The organism is Actinokineospora terrae, from assembly GCF_900111175.1.
Classification (GTDB): Bacteria; Actinomycetota; Actinomycetes; order Mycobacteriales; family Pseudonocardiaceae; genus Actinokineospora; species Actinokineospora terrae.
Genome location: NZ_FOGI01000012.1, coordinates 247,046 through 271,527 on the forward strand (window position 1 = coordinate 247,046; position 24,482 = coordinate 271,527).

Below are 24,482 nucleotides of genomic sequence, written 5' to 3' on the forward strand. Positions count from 1 at the left end.
TCTCGTGGTCGGGTCGGGCTGGTCCGCGCTGGTGGTGGGGGGCACGGGAATCGGGGTCACGGGTCGGGGTCAGCCGCCGAGCCGGGCGACGAGATCGCGCTTGCTGATCTTGCCGACGGCGGTGAGCGGCAACTCGTCGAGCACGACCAGCCGGTCGGGCTGCTTGTACCTGGCCAGGCCCAGGTCGGCGAGGTGCGCCCGCAGCGCCTTGAGCTTGGGCGGGGTCCCGGCGGCGACGATCACCGCGCACACCAGCTCGCCGAGGGTGTCGTCCGGCAGTCCGATGGCGGCGGCCTGCGCGACGGCCGGGTGGGCGAGCAGCAGGTCCTCCAGCTCGCCCGCGGGCACCTTCTCGCCGCCGCGGTTGATCACGTCCTTGATCCGGCCCTCGACCACCAGGTGGCCGCTGGGCAACTGCCGCACCAGGTCCCCGCTGCGGTAGAAGCCGTCCGGAGTGAACGCTGTCGCGTTGTACTGCTCGGCCCGGTAATAGCCCCGCAGGGTGTAAGGGCCTCGGGTCAACAGCTCCCCGATCTCGCCGGGGGCGACGTCTTGGCCCTCGGCATCGACCACGCGGATCTCGTCGTCAGGGCTAAGAGGCCTGCCTTGGGTGTTCTCCACCAGGTCCGCGGAGTCCTCGGCGCGCGTGTAGTTGAGCAGGCCCTCGGCCATGCCGAACACCTGCTGCACCGCGCACCCCAGGGCGGGCGGCACGGCGCGGGCGAGGTCGGGGTCCATCTTGGCGCCACCCACCTGCAAGAGCCGCAGCGTCGACAAGTCCTCTGTGGACCACTCGGTGGCCTCCACCCACATCCGGGCCATCGGCGGGACCAGCGCGGACACGGTCACGCCCTCCTGCTGAACGAGAGAGAAGGCGACATCCGGACTCGGTGCGGGAGCCATCACCGCGGTACCGCCGACTCCGAGGATCCCCAGCACGCCCGGACAGGCGAGCGGGAAGTTGTGCGCGACGGGTAGCGCCACCAGGTAGCGGTCGGCCTTCGTGAGTTCGCAGACCTCTGCGCTAGCGCGGGCGTTGTAGGCGTAGTCGTCGTGCGTTCGTGGGATCAGCTTGGGGCGACCGGTAGTACCACCGGAGATGAGCAGGACGGCGACCGCGGCCGAGTCTACCGGCGGAAGTTCGCGAGGCTCAGCAGTTATCGCGGACAGCGCCACGTGCTCACCTGGGTCGCCGACGACGAGTACGTGCTTGACGTCGAGTTCTGCGGCGAGAGTGCGATGGTCGAACCCCTGGAACACGTCAGGGATGACGTACCCAACGGCCCCGGATAGCTCCACGAGGTGCGATATCTCGGCGCGCCGGTGCGCGGGTAGCGCCATCACCGGGACCACGCCGATCCTGGCCAAGGCGAACAGCAGCACTACGAACTCAGGCACGTTCGGGAGCTGGACCACGATCCGGTCGTCGCGGGCGATACCGAGGTCGAGCAACCCTGCCGCTAAGACATCCGCTCGACGGTCCAGTTCCCGATAGCTGACACGCTCGTCCCCTGAGACAACGGCGATGTCGTCGCCAGAGCGCTCGGCCCATGACCGCAGCAGCTCGCCGAGGGTGTCACCCCGCCAGTACCCGCGTTCCCGGTAGACGGCGGCCAACTCCTCCGGCCAGCCGACCGCCCCGTCGATGAGCACGCTCATTGTGCCTCCGCCCACTCGCCCGCGATCTCGTCGTCGGAGAGCCCCTCGATCTCCCAGAACAGCTCGGCCACCGCCTCCAGCCGCCCCGGCTCGCGCTGCCCCTTGGCCAACTCGGCGGCGAAACCCGCGACGGTCGGCGCGCCGAACAGGGCCCGGACCGAGATCTCCGTGGTGTCCAAGGTGGAGCGCAGGTGCGCGACGACAGCGGTCGCCAGGACCGAGTCGCCGCCGACGCGGAAGAACTCGTCGTGGACACCGACCGAGTCGATCTCCAGGACCTCCCGCCACGCGAGCGCCACAACTCGCTCTAGCGCTGTCCGCGGCGGAGGTCCACCGGCGGCGGCAGGCTGTCCTACCAAGGTTCGAACCGCGCCACGATCGACCTTCCCGTTGGCGGTCAACGGAACGGCGTCGATAGCGACCACGACATCCGGCACCATGTGCGCGGGAAGCAACTCGCGCGCGGCGGCGCGCACAGCATCAGAGTCGATCGGGCCGTCCACGACCACGCCAGCCCCTAGCGCGCCAGCAGCGGTAGTGACCGCGACGGCTGCGGTGATCGCGGGGTTCGCCTGCAACGCGGCCTCTACCTCGCCCAGTTCGACCCGGTAGCCGCGAACCTTCACCTGGTGGTCCCGGCGGCCGAGGAACTCCACGACTCCATCGCCGCGGTACCGGGCAAGATCGCCCGTGCGGTACCAACGCAGGCCGTCACGGGTAACGAACCGATCGGCCGTGCGCTCCGGATCGCCCCGGTAGCCTGCGGCGACACCCGCGCCGCCGATCCACAGCTCACCGGGCACCCAGTCCGGCGCGTCCCGGCCGAGGTGGTCGACCACGCGGAGCCGGACCCCGCCCAGCGGCGTGCCGTAGGGCACCGACCGCCAGTCGTCGGGCACCGGGCCGGACACCTCGCACACCGTGGAGTGGATCGCGGTCTCGGTCGTCCCGCCGAGCGCCACGAACCGGCACCCCGGTGCCGCGTCGGCCAGCCGACCGGGCAGGTCGACGCCCACCCAGTCGCCGCCGAGCAGCACGAGCCGCAGCGACGAGCAGTCGGCGCCGGAGGCCAGCAGCATGTCCAGCAGCGCGGGCACGCAGTTGACGATCGTCACCCCGTGCGCGGCGACCTGCTTGCCCCAGGCGGCGGCGTCGCGGCGGTCGCCGGTCACCGGGACCACCGCGCCACCCACCGACAGCGGGGCGAACAGGTCGAACACGGACAGGTCGAAGTCCAGGGCGGACAAGGCGAGGGTGCGGTCGCCCGTGCCGATGGCGAACCTGGCGACGAGGTCGTCGATGGTGGCCATCGCGGCCTGGTGCGGGACCTCGACCCCCTTGGGCTCACCCGTGGAGCCCGAGGTGAACAGGATGTACGCGGCCCGCGCCGGATCGGTGAAGACTGGCGCGGCGAGCGGTTCCCCGTCCGGCAACTCGGTGATAACAGTGCGCGGCTTGGCCAACGCGACGATCCGGTCCACCCTGGCCTGGGGCTGCTCGACCCCGATGGGCACGTACGTGCCACCGGCGGCGAGTACGCCTAGAACCGCGATGACCTGATCCGGCCCCTTCGGCAGCGAGACCGCGACCGTGTCGCCGGGCGTGATCCCGAGGCGGACCAACTCCCCCGCCACACGCAGCGCGCGCTCGGTGAGCTGCCCGTAGGTGATTACCTGCTCGCCTACGATCGCGGGCGCGTTCGGGCTCTCGGTAGCGCGGGCGAACACACCTTCGTGCAGCAGCCCGCGCTGACGCACCAGAGTCGTGTCGTTGGCTTGGTCGCGGCGCGCCTGTTGGGCCTCGGGCAGCGCGGCCGGGACGGGCGCGTCCCAGGCGGCCGGGTCGGCGGCCAGCAGGTGGACCAGGTCGGCGAACGCGGTGAACATGGCGTCGAGCACGCCGTCGGCGACCTCGTCGTCGCGGCAGTCCCAGTTGACCAGCAGACCGCCGTCGAGCTCGGTCACCTGCGCGTCGAGCAGCACTTGTGGGCCCTGCGAGATGATCCATACCGGCGCACCGAAGCTCTGCCGCACGCGGGCGTCGAACAGCTCGCCCAGGTTAAGCGCACTGGTGAACACGACCGGTGCTAGGACCTGCTCACCGTGCAGGCGAGTCAGGTCGCGCAGCACCTCCACACCGCTGTACCCGGCGTGGGCGGCGTCCTCGTGCGCTCGACCTTGCAGCAAGCGGACCCGCTCGGCGAAGGTCGCGGACGCGGTCAGGTCGACAGCGAGCAGGACGGAGCTGGTGAAGTCGCCGACCAAGTGGGCGACATCGGGGTGCAGGGGCTCACGGTCGAACATCGGCACGTTGAGCAGGAACTGCCCGCGCGCGCTCCAGCGCCCCACGACCTCGGCGAACGCGGTCGCCACTGCCATCGCGACGGTCACCCCGCGCGTCTTGGCCCGCTCGGCGAGCGCGGCGCGTTCCGCGGGCGGGAGCACTACGGCTCGGCGGGTCACTCGCGGCCGTTCGGACTCACGGGCGGCGCGGGGCAGGTCTGGCGCGCCGGGAAGCGTGGCGAGACGGTCGCGCCACCAGCGGGCGGCCTTGTCGTCGTCATGGCTGACACGCCGGTAGCGGCGATAGCTGTAGTCGAGGGGCTTGTCGTCGGTGTCGCCCTGGTAGTAGCGGGCGAGGTCAGCCAGCAGGACGCGGTAACTGACCGCGTCAGCGGCAACCATGTCGACGTCCACGTGCAGGCGGGTGCGGCGTTCGGGTAAGAGGCTCAAGGCGGTCGAGAAGACCTCGCCGTGCTCGATATCGAGCAACTGGTGGGAGTTCGCCTCGCGGATCGCGGCCAGTTCGGCTTCGGGGTCCGGGTGCGCGCGCAGGTCGTGCACGGTCAGGCCGCGCCACCCCGAGTCCTGGGCGATCCGCTGGTCACCGTTGTCGGACAGGACGACCCGGAGCATGTCGTGCCGGGCGATCAACCGCTGAACAGCGGCGGTGAGCCGGTCCGGGTCGACGTCGGTGCCGTCGAACTCGGTGTAGAGGTGCGCCGCGACGCCGCCGAGGCGCTGCCCGGGGGTGCGGCCGATCCAGTAGGCGTGCTGCAGCACGGCCAGCGGGAACGGACCGTCCTCATCGGACTCCGGCGCGCCGGCGGCAGGCACCGGTCCCCCGGTCCGCTCGGCCAGCAACGCCGCCCACGCCCCGAGCGTCGGGTTCGCGGCCAGCTCGGCGAAGTCGACGGCCACCCCGGCCCGGCGCCACCCGCCGACGAGCTTCATCAGCGCGATCGAGTCGAGCCCCAGCTCGAACAGGTTGGTGCCCGCGGTGATGTCCCCGGGCTCCTCCTCGGTCAGCTCGGCGACCGCGACCAGCAGCGCGTCGTAGTCCACGGCGCTCACGAACGGACTCCCTCGGGCTCGGCGGGCACCAGGAACCTGGAGATGCTGCGCAACTTCTCGCACGTCTCCGTCCACTCCCGCTCCGGTGTGGACAGTGCGATGACCCCGGCACCGGCCCGCAGCCAGGTCCGACCGCCCGAGCTGAACACGGTGCGCAGCACCAGGGCGGCGTCGAGCGCGCCAGCGGAGTCGACGGCCAGGACGGCGCCGCTGTAGAGGCCGCGGCGGGGTTCGTGCCTGGCGATGGCCTCGACGGCGGCCGCCTTGGGGATGCCGGAGGCGGTGATGGCGGGGAAGAGGGCGGCGAAGGCGTCCCACGCGGTGCGGCCGGGGGCCAGGTCGCCGCGGACCCGGGAGGCCAGGTGCTGGACGCTGCCGCGTTCGCGCACGGTCATGAACTCCTCGACGCGGACCGACTCCGGCGCGCACACCCCGGACAGCTCGTCCTGGGCGAGTTTCACCGAGATCGCGTGCTCGAAGATCTCCTTCGGGTCCGCCAGCAGCTCGCGGCGGGTCACCAGGTCCCGCGCGGGGTCGCCGACGAGGGCGCGGGTCCCGGCCAGCGGGCGCGTCGAGACCCGGCCTGCGGCGTCGACCTCGACCACGGTCTCCGGGCTGAACCCGGTGGCGCGCAGGTCACCCAGGTCGAGCAGGAACGACCGGGCCGGGGTGTTGCCGCGCCTGCCCGCGACGTAGGTGGCCGGGAAGTCGATCTCGGCGGGCACCGGGACGACCCGGGACAGGATGACCTTGTCCGGGCCGCCCGCCCGGATGTCGCGCACGGTCTCGACGACGGCGGCGAGGTAGGCCTCGTCGGGCGCCTCCGGGTCGACCAGGTCGGCGGTCGGGGCGGGCCACGGCCGGTCGTCGACGGCGCGCAGGCCCTCGGGGGCCGTGCCGTGCTCGCGCAGGCTGTCGGGGCCGAGCTCCAGCTCGTAGGTGGGGATCACCAGGTCGAGCAGGGGTCCCTCGGCGCGGCCGAGGTGCAGCAGGCGGGCCAGCTCGAACGCGGCCCAGCCGTAGGCCCGCCAGGTCGGCAGGCCGGTCCCGGCGAGCAGCTCGGCGACCTGGCCGAGCGGGTCGGCGCCCAGCGGGACCACCAGGCGGCCCGCTGGCGTGGTCCAGGTGATGCCGGTGCCGTCCATCCGCAGCCGGGCGTGCGCGCCCGCGGCGAGCACCCACCGGCCGCCGCGCTCGTAGAGCACGAACGGCGGCTCGGCCCGGCGCGCCACGGCGGCGGCGACCAGCAGCGGGTCGGCCACCGCTTGGGCGATGGCGGTCACTAGGCCTGTCCCGACGCCATGCGCTCGACCAGGCTCGCCGGGCGCAGGTCGGTCCACACCCGCTGCACGAAGTCCACACAGGACGCCCGGGCGGCCGGGCCGTACACGGCCGTCCAGCCTGCGGGGACGTCGGCGAACACCGGCCACAGCGAGTGCTGCTGCTCGGCGTTGACCAGGACGAGGAACGTCCCGTTCTCGTCGTCGAACGGGTTGGTGGACATCGGCGCACTCCTCGGCGGTCCTGGCTGCGGGCAGGCGGCATCGGCCGGGCGCGAACGCGCGCACGGCTGCTACCCGGGGGTGTTCGCACCAACCGGATCGTCCTCAGTGGACAGCGCGATCACGGTGGCACGTCGGGAGGTGGGCGTCGTTCCCCGCGACCCGAACCCGGTCGTCGGGCGACGCGCCATCACCTGAGGTTAGCCTAGCCTATCTTCCACGGAGGTGTAGAAGCAAGGGCCTCAGGGGCCGTCCCACCCGGCCAGGCTGAGCAGCTCGAACAGGTCGTAGACGCACTCGCCGGTCCACACGACGGTGCCGATCGCCAACAGTGGCAAGAGGACTCCGGACCAGCGGCCACCCCGACCGGGCGCGAAGAGCGCGGCGACCCGGCGCGGGACGATGCCGGGGGCGGCACCCAGGGCCATGAGGGAGCCCGCGGGTCGCTCGGCGCGGCTGCCCGCGGCGGCCAGGGCGGCGTGCCCGATCGCGCGGCCGACCTGCTCGCGGTCACCGATCGCGGCCGCGGCTGCCTCATCGGCCGCGCGCTCCACCAGGTACTCGACCTGCTTGGCCACGGGCCTGAGCAGGGGATGTGCGACCGCGGCGAGACGCGCCCACCAGACCAACCGGTGGTGGCCGCCGTCGAGGTGCGCGCGCTCGTGGGCGACAACGGCGCGGAACTGGCGGTCGTCGAGCAGCTCGCTGAGCCCGGTCGTGATGACGATCCTGCCCGGCTTACCGGGGACTGCGAAGGCATCAATCCGGGGGTCTTCGATGACGACTACATCGTCGTCTGTCCAGTCGCCGCTCACGGCGCGCATCTCGTGCCTACGCCGCATCCACAGGCGCGCAGCGAGGACGACCACTACGACGAGCCAGCCAAGTGAGAGCCACGACACCCACGGGACGTGCGCTGTGTCGTCGACCACGCGCTGGTAGGACCAACCGCCCCAATTCGCGACCATGGGGAGTTCGGCCAACGCCTTGAGCGCGAACGCGGTGAGGTTGACCACCGAGGCGGCCGCGGCAGCGATCGCCGACGCCGCGAAGACCCGCGCGGCCAGGTCCGGGCGCAGCCGATCGACCAACAACCACGACACCACCAACACCAACAGCGGCGTGGCAACCACGGACCAGGCGAAGTGGTCGAACACGGCTATCCCCTCGGTGGACGTCAGCCGCAATCCTGCCCTCACAACGATGTGAAAGTCCATTGGCGCAGGTAGGGCTATGTACCATGCGCGTGTGCAAGACGAAGACGGCAAGCCCTCCCCTCGGCGCAGACCCGGCGAACTGGCCGCCCACGTGCTGAACACCCTCGCCGAGGCGGGCAGGCCGCTGTCCCCCGGCGAGCTGCTCGAGCTGCTCGACCCACCCGGCTCCCTGTCCTACAGCGCGGTCGTCACCACACTGACCCGCCTGTACGAGAAGAAGGCGGTCACCCGCGAACGCGCGGGCCGGGCATACCGCTACACCGCCGTCACCGACCCCTCGGCCCTGGTCGCCTGGCGCATGAGCCGCCTCCTCGACGCCGACCCCGACCACACCTCCGTCCTCACCCGCTTCGTCTCGGCCCTGGACGAGGAGGACGAACAAACCCTCCGCCGCCTGCTCGGCGAGGGCTAGCCAGCACGCCGCTACGCTGGATGATCAGCGAAGTCCGGGGGGCGGCGATGGCTGGACAGGCAGGAGACGGTTCCGCGGGCGGCGTCTGGAACACGGTTCGGGACTCGCAGGTGGGGACGGTCATCCAGACAGGCGGCATCTTCATGCCCCGTGCGTGGGCGACGCCGCGCCAGTTGCCCCGCGCCCCGACCGGATTCGTCGGGCGCGAACGCGAACTGGCCGTGCTGACCGACGCGGAAAACCCGATCTTCACGGTGACCGGCCCCGGCGGAGTCGGCAAGACGGCACTGGCGCTGCACTGGGCGCACCGGCACGCGAGCGAGTACCCCGACGGCCAGTTGTACGTCGACCTGCACGGCTTCAGCCCCAGGGGCGAGCGGACCAGCACCTACGCCGCGCTGCGCGGCCTGGTGCAGAGCCTCGGCGTCGACCCCGTCCCCGACCAGCAGGACACCCTGGCCGCGGTGTACCGGAGCGAGATCGCGGACAAGAAGATGCTGGTAATGCTCGACAACGCGGCCCACATTGAGCAGGTTGTCCCGCTCCTGCCCGGTAGCGCCAACTGCACCGTGCTCGTCACCAGCCGGAACAGCCTGCCAGGGCTGACCACCAGGTACGGCGCCTTACCGGTCCGTCTCGACGTCTTGGCCGAGAGTGAGGCGCGCGCCCTACTGGGCACCTGGCGGGCAGAGGCGGCTGTTACCGCGTTGCTGACAGCGTGCGGTGGGCTTCCACTGGCGTTGACCATTGTCGCGGGGCACCTCAGCCTGCATCCCGAGTTGACGGCGTCGGACCTGGTCAGCGAGCTCGATGAGTCCGCGACCCGCCTGGAGGGACTGGACTCCGTCAGCCCTGACGGCTTCCTGCGCGTCGCCCTGTCCTGGTCGTACGACGCGCTCACCCCTCGGCAGCGGGAAGCCTTCGCCCTACTGGGGATCGCGCCGGGACCGGACATCAGCCTGGCCGCGGCGAGCCGACTGCTCGACCTGACCGCGCGTGAGGCCCAGCGGCTGCTGGCCACCCTCGACGGGGCGTCACTGGTGCGGCACGACGGACACGGCCGGTACCGGATGCACGACCTGGTCCGCGAATACGCCGCGGACACGGCTCCGGGCCTGGCGGGGGCGGACGACGCGATGCGGCGGCTGCTCGACTTCTACCTCCACACCGCACTCGAAGCGGATCGACTCCTCCACCCCCAGCGCAGGCTGCCAGGGCTCATGCCCCTGACTCCCACCTCGGGCGATCTGCGCGACGCCACCGCCGCACTGGCGTGGTTCGACGCGCAGCACCCCCACTTGCTCGCGGCCCAGCGCACGGCCGCGGGACTGCTGCTGCACTCCACCACATTCCACCTGGCCTGGGCTCTGTCGACCTACCACCAGCGCGGGGCATACCGAAGCGACCGGCTGACGGTGTGGAACGCGGCCCTTGACGCTGCCGAACAGTGGGACCGCCCGGCAGCCCGGATCCGCGCGCACAGGCACCTCGGCCACGCCTACGCGGACGTCAGGGAGCTCGAGATCTCGTTCAAGCAACTCGAGTTCGCACTGGCTCTTGCCCAAGAACACGGTGACACCGTGCAGGAGGCTCACACCCATCGGGCGCTGTCCTCGTGGTGGGAGTGCTACCTGGACCACTCGCCGGCCCTGCACCACGCTCAGCGGGCGCTCGGCCACTACCGGGACCTCGGTAGGCAAGCGGACGAGGCCACCGCGCTCAACCAGGTGGGCTGGTGCTGGGCATTCCTGGGGAAGTTCGACGCGGCGCGCGAATGGTGCGAGGCCGCGCTCGCCCTGCACCGGCGTTGCCGCAATGTCGAAGGCGAGGCTCTTACCCTCGACAGCCTCGGGTGGATAGCCAGAGCCTCTGGGCACTACGAGCTGGCGGTCTCGTACTACAAGCGCGCCCTTGCCATGCACCGCTCTTTGAGTAGCCCGCGGTCGGTCGCGAACACGCTCGACCGTCTAGGGGTTGCCCACAAGACAGAGCAGCAGTATGGCGAGGCGCGCAAGGTCTGGCAGGAAGCTCGGGGCATCTATGCCGATATCGACGCGCGTCGGGCCGAACAGGTGGGTAGGCAGCTGGCTTGGATCGATTCGCGCGCGTAAGAGGGCACCGAAGTGGGGCTGGGGTCGGGGAAATCCTTGCGCTGGGAGGGCGGGGCTGGGCTATGGTGGGCTTACCGGAACCGGTTCCGGTAAGCGGTCGGGGGTGTTCGGCCGGGCCGCTCGACGAGGTCGCTGGGGGCCGGTGAGCCCGTGCCGAGAGGGGTGCCAGGTGGGAAGTCGATCGACCGGGCGAGTGGTGGCGGCGGTGGTCGCGGTGGCGTTGGGGGTGGTCGCGCCGCCGGTGGCGAGTGCGAGTGGGTTCACGCTCGTGTGGGACGACTTCGACAACGGGTTCAGCAGTGCCAAGTGGACATCGTGGCCCGCGGAGGGCTATCCGCAGGGAGACGCGAAACCGACCACGGCGGACGGCGTGCTGACCGTCGTGCCCACGGGGACCAACCCGCGCACCGGCGAGCCCGCGTTCCGGTTCACCACCGCGCCCGAGAGCCAGGGCGGCGGCGGGGACCTCGACCAGCTCAAGTGGATCGCGACCGTCAACCACACCGCCAGCAGCGGGTTCCCCGGGTTCGACGCCAAACCGGGCCAGCTGCTGACCTGCCGCACCAAGATGGCCGGGCGGACCTTCGGCACCGGCAACCACCCCTTCGGCGCCGCGGTGACCAACCCCGACGGCGACCTGCGCCTGGCCGCGACCTCGACGGCGACGATCGACACCGAGACCCAGGTGGTCACCGACTTCGTGGTCACCAACAACACGATCTTCGCCATCTACGAGCGGCTGCCGGTCGCGGGCAAGGACCACGCCGCGTTCACCTACGCCGTACCGGTCGCCTCTCGCCGCCAGGACCAGGTGCACGTGCTGGAGACGGTCATGGACAACGCCGCGGGGGCCGTCGAGTGGCGGGTGGACCGCAGGACGGTGCTGCGGGTCGACAAGATCGGGTACCGGGTGCTCGACCGCACACACCTGCTGATGGACCTCGGCGGCCGGGAGGAGCGGGTGTTCCCGAGGCAGATGGCCTGCGGCATGGGCATGTTCACCTTCCTGGCCGGATCGGCGCAGGGCAGCCCCGGCCTCGTCCGCATCTCCGACGCCCCGGGCAAGTACTTCGACACCCTCAAGGGACAACCAACCCCGCAGACCTTCGCCGACAACCAAAGCCTCCCGTCGAACCGACTGTGGGGCCAGGGCGCGCGGCTACGGGTGGACAGCGTGACGGTGATCTCCACGCCGAAGCAGCGGGGCGCCTGATACCACCTTCGTACGCGCGGAGGGGACTGCCACCGGCCTGATCCGCCGGTGGCGTCACCTTTCGGCGTTACGGGCGTGTGGGGCGCGCGTGATCGCTACCGTGGGTGGATGAACGGACCGCTGTGGGCTTTTTTGCTCGATCTCGCTCCGTTTCGGCGTCGGGTGGCTTCTGCCGTCGAGGATGCGGTAGCGCAAGAGTCCGCGGTGGCGCAGAAGGTGATCGACGACCTCAGGGAGCGGCACCGCAAGGAGTTGGTGCGGCGGGACGAGCGCGTCGAGGCGGCGCGGTGGCAGACGGCCGAGCTCGGACGTCAGGTGGCAGAGCTGCGCGCGGAGGTCAAGCGGCTGCGTGGGGCGTCGGCTCGGGAGTCCGCGGTTGTGCGGGATCTGCGCCAGAAGGTCCAGGCGGTCGCGGAGGAACGACGTGCGCGGGAGGCCGGGGACGAGCGGACCGTGGTGGACCTGTTCGCCTGCCTGGCTTGTTCGTCGATCATGCAGCTGAACACCAGGCCGGACACCACGTGCGAGGTGATCCGGCCCGCCGGGGACGGGTGCGCCGAATGCCTGGCGTACCCGTTCTGGGAGGTGCGGTCGGCCGCCGACGAACCCCCGGCGGTCGAGCCGATCGATTCCCCGGCCGAGTTGGCGCTGCCGGAGGACCCGGTGGTGCGGCGGGGAATCGCGGCGAAGTTCGTGGCGGACCTGCTCCAGGACTCGGTGGCGACGGCGCTCGCCAAGGGGGTCGTGCGGGAGGCCGGGGAGTACGCGCGGGCCGAACTGTGGGCCGCCGACCGGTGCGCGACGCTCAGCGCGATCGCCAACGGCCTGGCCCCGATCCCGACCGAGGTCAAGACCGGCATCGTCTGGGTGGCGTCGACCCTGGGCGCCCCGACCCTGGTGGCGGAGACGATCGGGGAGCTCGCCACCCGCGCGCTGGTCGAACCGTTCCCGCTGCGGGCACTGGCCCAGGGGCTGCGGGTGCTGGGCGCGCTGGCGTGCGCGGCGGAGAACCGGTTGAGCGACTGCCGGTGCGCGCGTGACCTGGTGACCAAGGACCTGGCCGAACCCGCCCTCGCCCGCCACCTGGAGGACTCCCTCCGTGGTGCTTTCGACCCACCCGCCACCAACCCACCCGCTCTCGACCCACCCGCGATCGACCCACCCACAGCGGCATCCTTCATCTCCCCTTCCGAGCCGGCACTCGACCCAGTCGACGAGGGAGCCCTCAAACCGGTGGTCGACCTCGACGAGCCGGTGACGCCGCCCGAGCCCCCGCCGATCCCGAACCCTCCCGGCCACGAGACATTCGGCCGCTGGTGACGACATCCCGGCCGGCCGCACCCTGATCAGGTCGAGCAACCCGCCGGGTAGTCGGTGGTCGGGGAACACCACACGCCGTCGAGGAAGGCGCCTTCGACGACGAGCTCGGTCTCGGACCGGGTCAGGGTGTACCGGTCGCCGACGCGGACGAGGTCGTGGTCGGCGCGCACGACGTCCGCGGTGGCGGTGGTTCCGACCACGGACAGGATCCGGAGGGTCAGCCCCCGCGTCTTGTCGCCTTCTCGGTCGGACAAGGTCACCGTGCCGTCCGGGGCCACAGCCAACTCCTGGGTCTTGCGGACCCATCGCCCGACCAGGCCCGCGTCGGTGGCGGACGACAGCTTGGTGGCGCACGTGGTGCTGGTCGTCGGATCGACCCACGCCCCCTGGGCGACATCGGGGCACAGGGCGCCGGTGACCGCGGTCGTGCCGGTGGTGTGGAACGGTGCGCCGCCGTCGTCCACCACGGTCTCGCCCTGGCGGCCGTCCGAGGTCCACAGCAGCCGCAGCCGCCACTCGACGTCGTCGGTCGCCACGGACGGGACGAGGCGGATCTCGCCGCGCTCGACCGCGGTGACCTTGTACGGGTACCCGGTTTCCCGGCCGTCGTCGTCGTAGCGGCCGGTCGGGACGGGTGTGTCGTCGTTCAGGTCGACGCCGAACACCCGGCTGGGTCCGTCGTCGTCCGTCTCGCACGGGGTGGGCAGGAGGGCGCCCACCACCGCGGGGCGCCGGGCGACGATGTCGACCTTCATGCCCTCCACGACGACCTGGGCGCGGTCGTGCCCCTGGACGGTCACCACGACCAGGCCCTGGTCGGCCTGCACCGCGCCACCGGGCGGCGTCGCCGGGTCGGTCAGCGGCACCGGCGCCGAGGCGTCGGGCACCACCCAGCCACCCGCGCACCGACCGGACAACACCTTCGCGGCAACTGCGGGCACGTCGGGCTGGGTGGAGGAAGCGGTGGTGGGAGCGCCGACCTGGTCCGCCTGGCAGGCCGTGGACGCGACCGCCACCACAGCGGCGAGGACCACCCACCGGGGCAGTGCCCGGGCGGTGGTGCCACGGCGGGTCTGGTCGTCTGCGCTCACCGGCGGTCTCCTCGATGCGGTGGATGTGATCGTGTCCCATCCTGGCCCGGAGCACCCCGGTCCCGTGGCCCGATGGGAAATGTCCGCGCACTGGACCTCGGGCACGACCTCGCCGCAGGTGTGGCTAGTCGTCGGTGAGGGGGTTGGGGATCTCGACGCGGGAGCTCACCCGGAGCTTCTGGAGCACCGCGGCGACGTGGAGTTCCACCGTGCGGACCGAGAGGCCCAGGGCGGTGGCGATGTCGCGGTTGCTTCGGCCTGAGGCGGCGAGTGCGGCCACCTCGCGTTCGCGGGGCGAGAGCCGGTCTCCGTAGGCCGGGCGGCCGCGTTTGCGGGTGGGCAGGGCCCGGTTGGCGCGCAGGACTTCCTGGCACTGTCGCATTCGGACGGTCGCGCCGAGTTCGGCGAAGACCGACTCGGCCTCGCGGACCAGGGGGACGCCGTCCTGGCCCGCGGCGAGGGCGCACTCGCCGTGGTTGAGGCGGGTTCGGGCCCACCAGAAGCGGCGGGGCATGGCGGCGAAGGCGGTCTCGGCGTCGGCGTACCAGGTCAGGGCGGCGTCGAGGTCGCCCCGGCGGTGGTGCAGCAGGGCGCGGCCCAACTGGAGGGCGGCGTCGGCGGCGGGGCAGTCGAGGTCGCGGATGCCCTCGTCGTGCTGCTTGAGCAGGACCTCGGCGTCGCCGGAGCGGTCGGCGCGGCACAGCAGGTCGACGGCGATGGGGGTGACGTCGGCAGCCCACACCCACATGCCCGTGCGGCGGATGACCTCCAGCGCGGCATCCACGTCCGGTGTCGCGTCGGGGCGGGTCGGGGCGCGGTGGCGGACCTCGGCGATGACGGCGTGCGCGGCGGCGGCGACCGGCGGGGCCGGTGGCGGGCCGGTGACCAGGGCCCGCAGCAGCCGCAACGCCCCCGTGCCGTCCCCCGCCTCCGCGGCCAGCGCGCCCGCGACCAGCCGGTACCCGGCGGTGATCCGCGGCAGTTCAACGTGGTCGGCGGCCGCCGCGCGCTCACGCAGTCCGCGCCAGTCGCCGCGCTGCCAGTCGAGCAGGACGTCGTTGGCGCCGAGGTGTTCCTCGGTGAACGGCGCCGCGAACTCCCTGGCCAGACCGCGACCGCGAGCCATGTCGTCCTCGGCGCGCCGGTAGTGCCCGAGCCAGCAGGCGGCCTCGGCGAAGTTGAAGCAGGCGCGCACGAGGTGCTGGCCGCGTTCGAAGTCCGCGGGCGTGGCGAGGACCTGCCGCGCCAACGGCCAGCCCGCGGGGTTGCCGCACTCCAGCAGCGCGGACGCCTTGTTGACCAGGAACGCGAAGCGGGCCAGCGGGTCGGTCAGGGTGTCGGCGAGCTCGTCGGCCTCGGCCAGCCACCGCATGCCCACGTCCACGTGCTGGTGGCAGGCGTTGGTGCTGGCCAGGCAGGACATCACCCTGGCGGCGAGGTCGGGCCGGGGGCCGCGCAGCTCACCGACCGCGGCCACCAGCTCGCGGTAGCCCGCCGCCGCGGCGCCCGCCTGGTTGAGCAGCAGCAGACCCAGGTCCTTGCGCAACTCACCGCGCACCTCGGCGGGCAGCCCGTCGGTCGCCAGCAGCCCGCGCAGCACCTGCTCGGTCTCGGCGAAGTCCAGGCCGTAGAGGGCGACCCGGCCCAGCTTCACCGCCAGCCCGCGGCGTTCCTCGACGTCGGCGGTGGTGTCGAGCAGCTCCTGCAACGCGGCGAGGGCGGCACCGGTGTCACCCACCTCGATCGCCCGGTCGACCCCGGCCTCGACGCTGCGGCGCCAGGCCTCGTGCTCGCCCGCCGCCTTGAGGTGGTGCCCGACGCGCATGTGCCGCGGGTCGCCCGGCGCGGCCCCGAGCACGGCCGCGGCCCGGCGGTGCAGGGCGCGCAGGCCGCTCGGGGTCAGCGTGCGGATGACGGCGTGCCCGGCGAGGTCGTGGGTGCAGCGGTAGCGGCCGTCCGAGCGCTGGAGCAGCCGGGCGGTGACCAGCCGGTCGAGCGCGTCCTCGCCGTCGTCCAGCCCGACGTCGGCGACCCGGCACAGCTCGGCGGCCGAGGTCGGCGCCCCGAGCACGGCTGCCGCGGTGACCAGTCCCCTGGCGACGGCGTCGAGCGGGGCCAGCCTGCCGCCGATGAGTTCGAGGTAGCCGTCCGGCACGTACTCCCCGGTCAGGCTGTCCCAGGGTTGAGCGCCGGGTGCGGCGCGCTCGATCGCGGCGCGGACCACCTCCTCGATGGCGAACGGCAGACCACCGGTCAACCGCAGCAGGGCGGCGGCGGGAGCCGGACCCGCGGACCTGGCCACGGCGTCGGCCATCGCGGCGGTCTCGTCGATCGTCAGCGGTTCCAGCCGGACCAGGCCGGTGGTCACCCCGGACCGCGGCGGGGTGATCCCCCACGGCCGCTGCCCCGGGCGGTGGCTGAGCACCAGGGCCAGCTCGGGCGGCAGGTGGCCGACGAGGAACCGGAGGAACTCCACGGTCGCCTCGTCGGTCCAGTGGAAGTCGTCGAGGACGAGCACGGCGGGACTGGCCAGCGCCAGCAGGTGCCGCAGCGCCCGGTAGCGGCGGTGGCGCTCCATCCTCGGGTCGTCGAGGGCCTCGGCGGGGTTGGGCAGCCGGGTGCCGAGCTCGGGTAGGAGTTGGGCGACCGCGCCGAGCAGCGGGTCCGGTCGGTCGGTCCACGGGACCGCGGCGTCGGAGAGCAGCGCGTCGACCAGCGGGGCGAGGGGCAGCGGCTCGCGCAGCGACTGGCAGGTGCCGACCAGCGCACGGGTGCCGCGCAGGGCGGGGTGCGCGAGCACCTCCTCTATGAGCCGCGTCTTGCCCACCCCGGCGTCGCCCTCGACCCGCACCACGGCGGGCGTGGCGGTGACCAGGCCCAGCAGCGCCTCGACCTCGCCCGCGCGCCCGATGAGGGGGGTCGCCGCCTGTGCCATGGCCCTCCTCCAGCGCGCTACGTAGGGAAATACTGTCGCTCACGCGGCCGTTCGGGGCAACGCCGCGCCGGGGCGGCCCGCGCCGGGCGACTACCTGGAAAATTGGCCCGACCACCTGGAAAATACCCCGGAACCGAGGGGCAATTCAGTTTTCCGGGACGCCGTTAATTGCACCTCGACATCAGGTGAACCGAACCTTGACGGGCTTTGATTTCACTGGATAACCTTCGTCACGTTCTCGCGGAACCATTCTTCGCCAGGACGTTGACCACCCCGTTTGACCTGGACAGCGGCTACGAGCAGGTGCCGAGTGCCGACCTGGAACCCCACAAGGGACGGGCCGGGTGTCCCCATCGTTCGCGTCGACGGGCCGATTACCGCGGTGTCCCCCGCACGCATCTCGTGCGGTTCCCCTGCGTCCGGGAGTGCCAGCTCCGGGAAAGGTTTCCCATGTCATCGAAACCCTTGCGTTACGCGATCGCGGCCTCGACCGCGGCGGCGTTCTGCGTCGCGCTGAGCCCGTCCATCTCGGCCACCCCGCAGGCCGCGGCGGTGCCGTGCGCGCCTGCCGCCGACTCGATCGCCCAGCGGCTGCCGTCCTGCGTGTCCGCCGCGGTGTCGCTCGACCGGTTGCCCGTGGTCGGTGAGACGGCGAACGTGCGCGTCACGCTCAACGCCAACACCCAGGTCGACGGCGCCAGGTTCAGCGTCCGGTTACCGAAGAGCCTGCGGTTGGAGACGGCGGGCACGGGTCTGTCGGCGCCGCGAGCGGTCGGTCTCGACCAGGTGGCGGTGCAGACCCTCGCGCTCACCACGAAGGGCCGTTCGGTCACCCTGCGTGTCACCGCGCTGTCCGCCGGTCCCGCGCAGATCCAGGCCGATGTGGCGGGTGCCGAGGAGAAGCACGCCGCGCACGCCTCGACCGAGTTCACCGTTGGCGCTACCTCCGGCAGTTCGCGGACCGGCATCGGTAGCCCGGAGGGTCCGGCGGTCAGCAGCGGTCAGACCAAGACGCTCACCAACGGCAAGGCAGCACCGGTCGCCGCAGCACCCGCGTCGATCTCGGCGGCAGCAGCGGGCCAGATCTGCGCGACCGGCTCGTTCGCGATCGCCGACAAGACAGGTACCTGGCTCGCGGGGCGCAACATCCCGGTGACGGTGCAGGGCAAGACCACCTCGACAGCGGCAACGGTGAACTACGCGTCGGGCCTCACCGGTTACGCGGACGGCAAGTACTCGCTGTGCTTCACCGCGCCGGTGGCCAAGATGTACTCGCTGTGGGTCAGCTTCTCCACCGCGGGCTCCCTGTGGCAGGTAACCGACCTGGCGGGCACCTCGGCGTACACCACCTACACCGCGGTCAAGAGCAACGTGGCCTCCGGGACGACCGCCGACTTCGGCTCGATCGCGCCGCCCACCCAGCACATGCGCGGCTGGCACGCCTACGACACGCTCAACCTGCTGTGGTTCAACCGCGCCTCTACGACCGGTTGCTGGACCTCGCGGCAGAGCAGCTCTTGCACCAAGATCTGGCTGCGCTGGCAGCCGGGCAGCACGGAGGGCGCGCGCTTCAACAACTCCGTCGCCAAGACCCAGCGCTACGTCCTGCTCGGCGACGCCGACCCCGACTCCGAGCACCTCGTCCTGCACGAGAGCGGCCACGCCTTCATGGACCAGCTCTACGACGGCTGGTGGCCCACCTCCGACTGCCCCAGCCCGCACTACCTGCACGCCCGCACCGGCCCGTCCTGCGCCTGGACCGAGGGCTTCGCCAACGCCATCGCCGGCTACGTCAAGGGCGACGGCCGCTACTACTGGGCCGACGGCGGCACCATCGACCTGATGACCACCACCTGGTTCAACTCCGCCTACGCGGCCAGCCGCACCAACGTCGAGAACGGTGACCAGGTCGAGTGCCGAGTCGCAGGCGCCCTCATCGACCTGTGGCGCAAGGTCGACAACGGCCCGTCCGCCACCTTCGCCAGCATGACCAGGTACCAGTCCAGCACCTTCGCCAACTGGTTCAAAACCGTCCGCCCCGCCGTCGGCCTGTCCGTCACCACCTCGACCAAGGCCCTCGTCTACACCCACACCATCGACTACCGCTAGGTAGTCGCCCCCAGCGCGGGCCCTAGTCCGCCCCGCGCCCCGAGCGGCCCGCTGCCCCCACAGCGGGCCGCTCGGGCGTTTGACGGCCGTCACCCGTTAGAGGGAAAGCCATGGCGCGCAGGCGCCACCGGAGCCGCGCATCCACAAACGACACAAGCCATTCCCGCCGCACGGCAGCAAGCGTCGACTACTCGTCCGGTAACGACCACGGCAGGCGTCGCGATCCTGTCGAACGTCGATCTTTTCCCGAAGGGGGCGTCGAGATGCTGGTGTGGTGGCGCAATCGCAAGCGCAAGTGGTTGTGGATCACAGGAGCGCTGCTCCTGGCGTTGTTCGTCGTCGCGGGGCTCACCGGTGATCCGAATCGCGCGAAGCAGCAAGCGGCCGCCGCACCACCCGGCCCCTCCGCGCCCGCGCCGACCAGCACGAGCGCGCCGGACTCCATCGCGGTGCCCGCCGATCTCGTGGGCAAGAACGCCGCTGAGGCCAAGACAATCCTGACCGACCTCGGGTTCACCACGCTCGTGTACGAGTCGGTGGACGGGCGGAACGTGCTGGTTCCGGAGAACTGGACCGTTGTCGCCGTCGAGGGCGCCACGACAGCGGTGGCGCGTACCACCAAGCTCGTCCTGCGAGTCGACAAGCCGCGGGAGATCACCACCGTGCCGAGCCCGACCACGGAGGTCGCCGTGCCCACGGTCGCGGTCGCGCCGCCGGTAACCGAGCCGGAGGTCGCGGCGCCCGCTGACGCGTACTACAAGAACTGCGACGAGGCGAGAGCAGCGGGCGCGGCGCCGATCCACCGGGGTGAGCCGGGCTACCGCACTGCCCTCGACCGCAACAAGGACGGAGTCGCCTGCGAGTGATCGACTTGGTGCGGCGCAGGGGTTTTCCCTCCGTCTCCAGCCGTCGAGTTGCACGCTAGGCAGTCAAACAAGGGAGGCCTTGTCAAGGACGATCACCCGGGGCTCTGTCACTCGATCAGGTTGGATGCGGTCGATGTTGGGCGTGTCGTGAAACCTCATTCAGGTCCGATCAGGTAGCGGAGCCATTGGAGGAACATCATGAGTCGCCTGGCGCACGTCCTCACGATCGCGGCGATGCTCACGACAGCGACGGCGGGGCTCACGGGTGTGGCGGCCGCCGAGGACGACCCGAGGTCCGGGGTGGTCACCAACACCCGGCCCGCGCCCGGGGCCGACGCGGCCTGTGGGTGGGAAGGGTCGATCCGCAACGAGAGAAAGCTCGGCAGGGTCACCGAGAGCACCGGCTGCGACGACCGGGTCGCACCGCCGACGTTCCGGTACACGACCAGCTCGGGCACGTACGCGGTCGGCGCGGTGCCGGACCGCCAGTGCGTGACCACCCGCGACGGCGTACCCGCGGTCGCGGCGGTGAACGACACGGACCGCATCGCGCTGCTGTACCCGAACGGCGTGTGCCGCGGCATCGCGAAGGTCGCGTTCCCGGGCGCCACGTACCAGGGCCCGGCGTTCTGGTCGCTGCTGTTCCTGAGCGTGTCCCGCTGAACCACCGGCGGCCGCGCCGGGCACCCGCCTGGCGCGGCCGCTGCCGGGCATGGTGGATCGCGGTGGCCAGCAGTTGTCCACAATGGCCGGAACTGTCCACAGGCGACGCACGAGGGTATTGACAGGCGGGCAAGTTCGATAGATTCGGCACAGCACGGGACGTCCGTGCGGGCCAGGTGTGGCGGCGGGGCCTTGGACTCCGTCAGGCGAGTGGGTCGCCCATGGTGAGGCGGATGGTGAAGGTGGTGGGGGTTTGGGTCAGGGCCACGTGGTGGCAGAGTTGGTGGGCGATCCAGAGGCCGTAGCCGCCGCCGGTGGGCGTGGGGGTGGGGATGAGGCCTGCGAAGGGGTTGTTGGGGCCGGGGCCGTTGTCCTGGACCGTGACGACCACCGCGGCGGGGGTGGTCCAGAGGGTGAGGGTGATGGGGGCGGTGCCGTGGGTGAGGGCGTTGGAGACGACCTCGCTGACGGAGACCACCAGGTCGTCCAGGTCGTCCGGGCGCAGCACCGCCTGTGCGCGCGAGGTCACCGCGGTGCGGGCGGCGCTGGGGGTCGGGTTGGTCAGCGCCACCGCGGGGGGTTGGTGCTGGACGGGGTAGGGCGGGGCGGGGAGTCTGGCGGCCAGGAAGGTCAGGGGGTGGATGTAGGCCGCGTTGGGCTGGGTGGTGCCGGGCCTGGCCAGCAGCGTGTGGGTCTTGGTGACGTCGGCGAGCACGGCGGCCGGGGTGGTGCGGGTGTCGTAGGCGCACATGCTGATCAGGGGGAACTGGTCGTAGGCGCGGTTGACGGTGGCCTCGTAGCGCGACCACACGTCCCAGGCGGGGGTGGGGTCGGGGATCTCGCCGAGCAGGCGGATGGCGCCCGCGCCGCCGTCGACGAGGCGGGCGAAGAGCTCGCGGTAGGACTTGATGGCGATCGCGGGCCGCACGTACTGCAGGTCCGTCGAGATCACCGTGACCTTCTCCGGGCGGTCGACGGCGGCGAGGACCAGTTCGGCGCGCGGCGGGTCGATGGCCAGCAGCACGGCGTCGCCGCGGTCGAGGCCGTCGGTGAGGAACGGGACGCCGACGCCGAGCAGTTCGGTGTCGTCGGCGTAGCAAAGGGCGACGTGGTCGGGCGCGTTCATGCCGCCTGCTCCACGCGGACCCCGTCGATGCCCAGGATGTCGACCAGTCTCGCGGCGCCGAAGCGGCGGGTGCGCAGGACGATGGTGATCCCCCGGCGCGCGGCCTGCTCGGCCAGGCCCAGCAGCCCGTGGTGGTCGATGAAGGTCAGCTCGCGCGCGTCCACGACCACCTCGCCGGGACCCCAGTGCGCGGCGGCGCGCTCGAGCGCCCAGCCGAACAGCTCGTGCGAGCGCAGGTCCAGCTCGCCCTCCAGCGCCACCGCGCCGCACGCGCCCCACCCGTGCAGGCGGAACGGGACGTGCTCGACGTTGCCGCGCGGGTGGATGCCGGCGAGCTTGTCGACCACCTCGGTGCCCAGGGTCGGCACGCTGTAGGCGCAGAGCGCCTCGAACGGGTACGCGGCCATGTAGCGGTCCACCGTGTGCTCGTAGCTCGCGAACGCCGCCAGCTGGGCCGGGGTCCGCACCAGCCGGGTCGCCTCGACCGCCACCCGGAACCCGGTGAACCCGGCCGCCAGCGCCGCCCCGGTCTCGGCGGCGTAGGTGCGGACCTGCTCGTCGGCGTCGACGGCCACGTCGGTCTCGTAGAGCCGGTCGAGCGACCTCAGCTGCACCGCGCCGCGGTCGAGCAGGTCGTCGAACCCGGGTACGTCGGCGAAGCGCCGCCCGAGCTCGGCCACGTCCCCGGGGGCCGCGACGCACACCCGCTTGCCCTGGGCCAGGCCCTCGACCAGGAACGCCCGCGCCCCGGCGACGAACTCCCCCACGTCGGCGAACGCCCAGCAGAGGTGGCCGCGGCCACCCGTGGTGGTCTCGCGGTCGGCTCCCGGCGCCTGGCTCACGGGACGGACTTTACGGCACCGCCCGCACCCGGGGAATCGCCGAGCACGGGCCTTCGCATTCCGGATACCGCGTCAGCGCGTGGTGTTGAGGTACCCGATCACCACCGCACCCCACCAGCACAGCTGCGAGAGCGCGGAGGTCGCGGCGCCCCACAGCAGCAGCGGGACCGGCGGCGGGCCGTCCAGGGTGGACATGCGGCGGCCCAGCGCGGTGGCCTGGATGCCGTTGAGGGTCAGGGTTGTGACGAGGACCAGCTTCAGCGCGGTGGCGCCGGAGGACAGGTCCGGGCGCAGCAGGGTGCCGCTGGCGACCAGGCCCAGCAGCCCGGACCAGATGAGCGGGTGCAGCCGGGCGGTGTGCGCGACGGCCTCGGCGAACGTGGCGCGACCCAGGACCCAGAGCACGAAGAAGTAGTCGGCGACGAGGACGGCGCCGAAGCCCAGCACCAGGAAACCCAGGTGGGCGAACAGCGCGACGTCGTGCAGCGGCGGACTCGGACGCACCACAGTGGACAAACAGACCGCGGTGACGAGCAGGGCGATCGCGGCGACCCCGGCTGCGGTGTCCCGAGAAGTCCACAGTGGTCTGTCAGCGAAGGTCGTTCCATCGGAGGGAGGCGACTCGACAGGCTCCAGCATGTCCCCAGTACACCCGATGCCCGACTTGGTCGACATCCTTGTCCCCCAAGGACAATCAACCGGGCAGCGCCTGTCCCGCTCGGCGGGGAACGTGCGGGACAGGCGATCCGCGACCTAGTACCCCGCGCGCGGCGACCCGGCGCCGACGGGCACGTCGCGGGCGAACGAGCAGGCCATGTCGCGGACGAACGCGCGCACCAGCGGTGAGAGCCGCAGCCCGGCGAAGTCGTGGCCCGCCTGGCTCAGGATGCCCGCGTCGATGAGCTCGTCGGCGAGTTCGTCCTCTTCGGACGGCAGCGGGCCGACCCGGTCGGCGGTCCTGGCCAGCCAGTGCAGCAGCATCCTGGCCGGGTGGCTCAGCGTCAGGTACGCCGAGCGCAGCGCCTCGCGCATGGACAGGTCGCCGATGGACAGCCAGTTGAGCGCGTTGCCGTTGCGGTGCCAGCCGTCGAGCATCTGGCCGAGGATCACGTGCGGGCGCAGCGCGATCCGGCGCAGCGCGATGTCGAGGGCCAGCGGCAGGTCGCCGCAGAACTCGGCGAGCCGGTCGAGGTCGTCCGGGCCCGCGGTGACCGTCGGCGGCAGCCCGGCGACGATCATCTCGACCGAGTCGGCGCGGGAGAGCGGGGTGACCGGCAGCCTGCGGACCTCGCGCAGCCCGAGCAGCCGCTTGCGGCTCACCAGGACGGTGGTGCTGGTGTCGGTCTCCACCAACAGCGGCCGCACCTGCCTCTCGTCCAGGACGTTGTCCAGCAGCACCAGCAGCCTGCGCTCGACGAGCAGCGTGCGGTACAGGCCGACCCGGTGGTCGGGGGTGCCCGCGAGCTGGTCGCCTGGCACGCCGAGGGCGCGCAGGAACCCGTCGAGGACGTCGTACGGGCTGGGTCCGGCGCCGAGGTCGGCGTAGAGCTGGCCGTTGGTCATGTCGGCCGCCCTGGTGTAGGCGTAGTACAGCGCCAGCCCGGTCTTGCCGACACCGGCGGGGCCGCTGATCACGATCGGCGTGTCGCCCGCGGCGCGCAGCCACGCGAGTTCGGCCACCCGGCCGATGAACCCGCGCGGCCGTTGCGGTAACTGCGCCGGGTACGGGAGCTTGCCGGTCACCCGCTCGCGCGTCGGGAAGCGCATGTGGCCGCCGGTGACGGCCAGCCAGCGCTGCCGCCAGCCGTCCTGGTCGCCACCGCAGGCGGCGACGAAGGCGAGGGTCACCGACAGCGACGGCATCCGGTTGCCGCTGGCGGCGCTGGAGAGCACGGACGAGGAGAACATCGCGGACCGGGCCATCTCGCGGTAGGTCGGGTTGCCCGCCCGCGCCCGCAGCGCCCGCAACTCCCCGGCGAACTGTGCGACGAGACCCCCGGCGTTGTTCACAGGTTTCTCTGGTCTGCCCATGATGGATCCTTCCCCACAGTCGGTCAACGTGG

General features: G+C 72.0%; 18 protein-coding genes. 7 read left to right on the forward strand and 11 right to left on the reverse strand.

From position 1 onward, the window contains the following. Positions 1-69: 69 nt before the first annotated feature. The 5 genes from BMY07_RS26505 to BMY07_RS26525 form a co-directional block, all read right to left on the reverse strand. Positions 70-1,659, reverse strand: a complete 1,590-nt coding sequence (locus BMY07_RS26505) for a (2,3-dihydroxybenzoyl)adenylate synthase (protein WP_092784369.1) — start codon at positions 1,657-1,659, stop codon at positions 70-72. Next, positions 1,656-5,012, reverse strand: a complete 3,357-nt coding sequence (locus tag BMY07_RS26510) for a non-ribosomal peptide synthetase (RefSeq protein ID WP_245782679.1) — start codon at positions 5,010-5,012, stop codon at positions 1,656-1,658. Before BMY07_RS26510 ends, BMY07_RS26505 begins: the two co-directional genes overlap by 4 nt. Next, on the reverse strand, positions 5,009-6,295 hold the full coding sequence (locus BMY07_RS35020; RefSeq protein WP_245782680.1) for a salicylate synthase: 1,287 nt from the start codon (positions 6,293-6,295) through the stop codon (positions 5,009-5,011). The genes BMY07_RS26510 and BMY07_RS35020 overlap by 4 nt, the downstream gene beginning before the upstream one ends. Next, positions 6,295-6,516 carry an MbtH family protein gene (locus BMY07_RS26520; protein ID WP_092784372.1) on the reverse strand — a complete coding sequence of 74 codons (222 nt, stop codon included), beginning with the start codon at positions 6,514-6,516 and terminating at the stop codon, positions 6,295-6,297. Before BMY07_RS26520 ends, BMY07_RS35020 begins: the two co-directional genes overlap by 1 nt. A 240-nt stretch (positions 6,517-6,756) precedes the next feature. Further along, on the reverse strand, positions 6,757-7,713 hold the full coding sequence (locus BMY07_RS26525) for a M56 family metallopeptidase (protein ID WP_218150776.1): 957 nt from the start codon (positions 7,711-7,713) through the stop codon (positions 6,757-6,759). Between the two features lie 49 nt (positions 7,714-7,762). Here BMY07_RS26525 and BMY07_RS26530 point away from each other — a divergent pair, with 49 nt between their 5' ends. From BMY07_RS26530 to BMY07_RS26545, 4 genes are all read left to right on the forward strand, one after another. Then, positions 7,763-8,143 (forward strand): BlaI/MecI/CopY family transcriptional regulator, encoded by a 381-nt coding sequence (locus BMY07_RS26530; RefSeq protein WP_245782681.1) that lies wholly within the window; start codon positions 7,763-7,765, stop codon positions 8,141-8,143. Positions 8,144-8,190: 47 nt separating this feature from the next. Then, positions 8,191-10,254, forward strand: coding sequence for an ATP-binding protein (locus BMY07_RS26535; protein ID WP_177215783.1), 2,064 nt, complete (start codon positions 8,191-8,193; stop codon positions 10,252-10,254). Positions 10,255-10,423: 169 nt separating this feature from the next. Beyond that, complete coding sequence (locus BMY07_RS26540; RefSeq protein WP_143073651.1) at positions 10,424-11,467, forward strand: DUF6081 family protein; 1,044 nt, start codon at positions 10,424-10,426, stop codon at positions 11,465-11,467. A gap of 108 nt (positions 11,468-11,575) precedes the next feature. Then, a complete protein-coding gene (locus tag BMY07_RS26545; RefSeq protein WP_143073652.1) occupies positions 11,576-12,787 on the forward strand; it encodes a hypothetical protein in 1,212 nt (403 codons plus the stop codon). A 26-nt stretch (positions 12,788-12,813) separates the two neighbouring features. Here BMY07_RS26545 and BMY07_RS26550 read toward each other — a convergent pair whose 3' ends face one another. Then, the gene (locus tag BMY07_RS26550) at positions 12,814-13,878 is read right to left on the reverse strand and encodes a hypothetical protein (protein ID WP_092784390.1); all 1,065 of its coding nucleotides are present in this window, start codon (positions 13,876-13,878) and stop codon (positions 12,814-12,816) included. Between the two features lie 124 nt (positions 13,879-14,002). After that, positions 14,003-16,813, reverse strand: coding sequence for an ATP-binding protein (locus BMY07_RS26555; protein WP_092784394.1), 2,811 nt, complete (start codon positions 16,811-16,813; stop codon positions 14,003-14,005). A 450-nt stretch (positions 16,814-17,263) separates the two neighbouring features. Between BMY07_RS26555 and BMY07_RS26565 the strand changes: the two genes are divergently transcribed. From BMY07_RS26565 to BMY07_RS26575, 3 genes are all read left to right on the forward strand, one after another. Then, a complete protein-coding gene (locus tag BMY07_RS26565) occupies positions 17,264-18,922 on the forward strand; it encodes a hypothetical protein (RefSeq protein ID WP_143073653.1) in 1,659 nt (552 codons plus the stop codon). Positions 18,923-19,185: 263 nt separating this feature from the next. Then, complete coding sequence (locus BMY07_RS36270) at positions 19,186-19,788, forward strand: excalibur calcium-binding domain-containing protein (RefSeq protein WP_092784404.1); 603 nt, start codon at positions 19,186-19,188, stop codon at positions 19,786-19,788. Positions 19,789-19,986: 198 nt separating this feature from the next. Then, complete coding sequence (locus BMY07_RS26575) at positions 19,987-20,451, forward strand: hypothetical protein (protein ID WP_092784407.1); 465 nt, start codon at positions 19,987-19,989, stop codon at positions 20,449-20,451. Positions 20,452-20,653: 202 nt separating this feature from the next. Here BMY07_RS26575 and BMY07_RS35970 read toward each other — a convergent pair whose 3' ends face one another. The 4 genes from BMY07_RS35970 to BMY07_RS26595 all read right to left on the reverse strand — a co-directional run bounded on the left by BMY07_RS35970 (position 20,654) and on the right by BMY07_RS26595 (position 24,450). Then, positions 20,654-21,577 carry an anti-sigma factor RsbA family regulatory protein gene (locus BMY07_RS35970; protein WP_092784410.1) on the reverse strand — a complete coding sequence of 308 codons (924 nt, stop codon included), beginning with the start codon at positions 21,575-21,577 and terminating at the stop codon, positions 20,654-20,656. Then, positions 21,574-22,419 (reverse strand): MEDS domain-containing protein, encoded by an 846-nt coding sequence (locus tag BMY07_RS26585; RefSeq protein WP_092784413.1) that lies wholly within the window; start codon positions 22,417-22,419, stop codon positions 21,574-21,576. Before BMY07_RS26585 ends, BMY07_RS35970 begins: the two co-directional genes overlap by 4 nt. 72 nt (positions 22,420-22,491) lie before the next feature. Beyond that, positions 22,492-23,058 (reverse strand): hypothetical protein, encoded by a 567-nt coding sequence (locus BMY07_RS26590; protein WP_218150777.1) that lies wholly within the window; start codon positions 23,056-23,058, stop codon positions 22,492-22,494. 114 nt (positions 23,059-23,172) lie between these two features. Next, complete coding sequence (locus tag BMY07_RS26595; protein ID WP_143073655.1) at positions 23,173-24,450, reverse strand: helix-turn-helix domain-containing protein; 1,278 nt, start codon at positions 24,448-24,450, stop codon at positions 23,173-23,175. Between the last annotated feature and the right edge of the window lie 32 nt (positions 24,451-24,482).

Coding starts and splice junctions, on each gene's coding strand:
- BMY07_RS26575 (WP_092784407.1), top strand. CDS start 19,987: ATGAGTCGCCTGGCGCACGTCCTCACGATCGCGGCGATGCTCACGACA.
- BMY07_RS26520 (WP_092784372.1), bottom strand. CDS start 6,516: ATGTCCACCAACCCGTTCGACGACGAGAACGGGACGTTCCTCGTCCTG.
- BMY07_RS26545 (WP_143073652.1), top strand. CDS start 11,576: ATGAACGGACCGCTGTGGGCTTTTTTGCTCGATCTCGCTCCGTTTCGG.
- BMY07_RS26595 (WP_143073655.1), bottom strand. CDS start 24,450: ATGGGCAGACCAGAGAAACCTGTGAACAACGCCGGGGGTCTCGTCGCA.
- BMY07_RS26590 (WP_218150777.1), bottom strand. CDS start 23,058: ATGCTGGAGCCTGTCGAGTCGCCTCCCTCCGATGGAACGACCTTCGCT.
- BMY07_RS35970 (WP_092784410.1), bottom strand. CDS start 21,577: ATGAACGCGCCCGACCACGTCGCCCTTTGCTACGCCGACGACACCGAA.
- BMY07_RS26505 (WP_092784369.1), bottom strand. CDS start 1,659: ATGAGCGTGCTCATCGACGGGGCGGTCGGCTGGCCGGAGGAGTTGGCC.
- BMY07_RS26565 (WP_143073653.1), top strand. CDS start 17,264: ATGTCATCGAAACCCTTGCGTTACGCGATCGCGGCCTCGACCGCGGCG.
- BMY07_RS26555 (WP_092784394.1), bottom strand. CDS start 16,813: ATGGCACAGGCGGCGACCCCCCTCATCGGGCGCGCGGGCGAGGTCGAG.
- BMY07_RS26535 (WP_177215783.1), top strand. CDS start 8,191: ATGGCTGGACAGGCAGGAGACGGTTCCGCGGGCGGCGTCTGGAACACG.
- BMY07_RS36270 (WP_092784404.1), top strand. CDS start 19,186: ATGCTGGTGTGGTGGCGCAATCGCAAGCGCAAGTGGTTGTGGATCACA.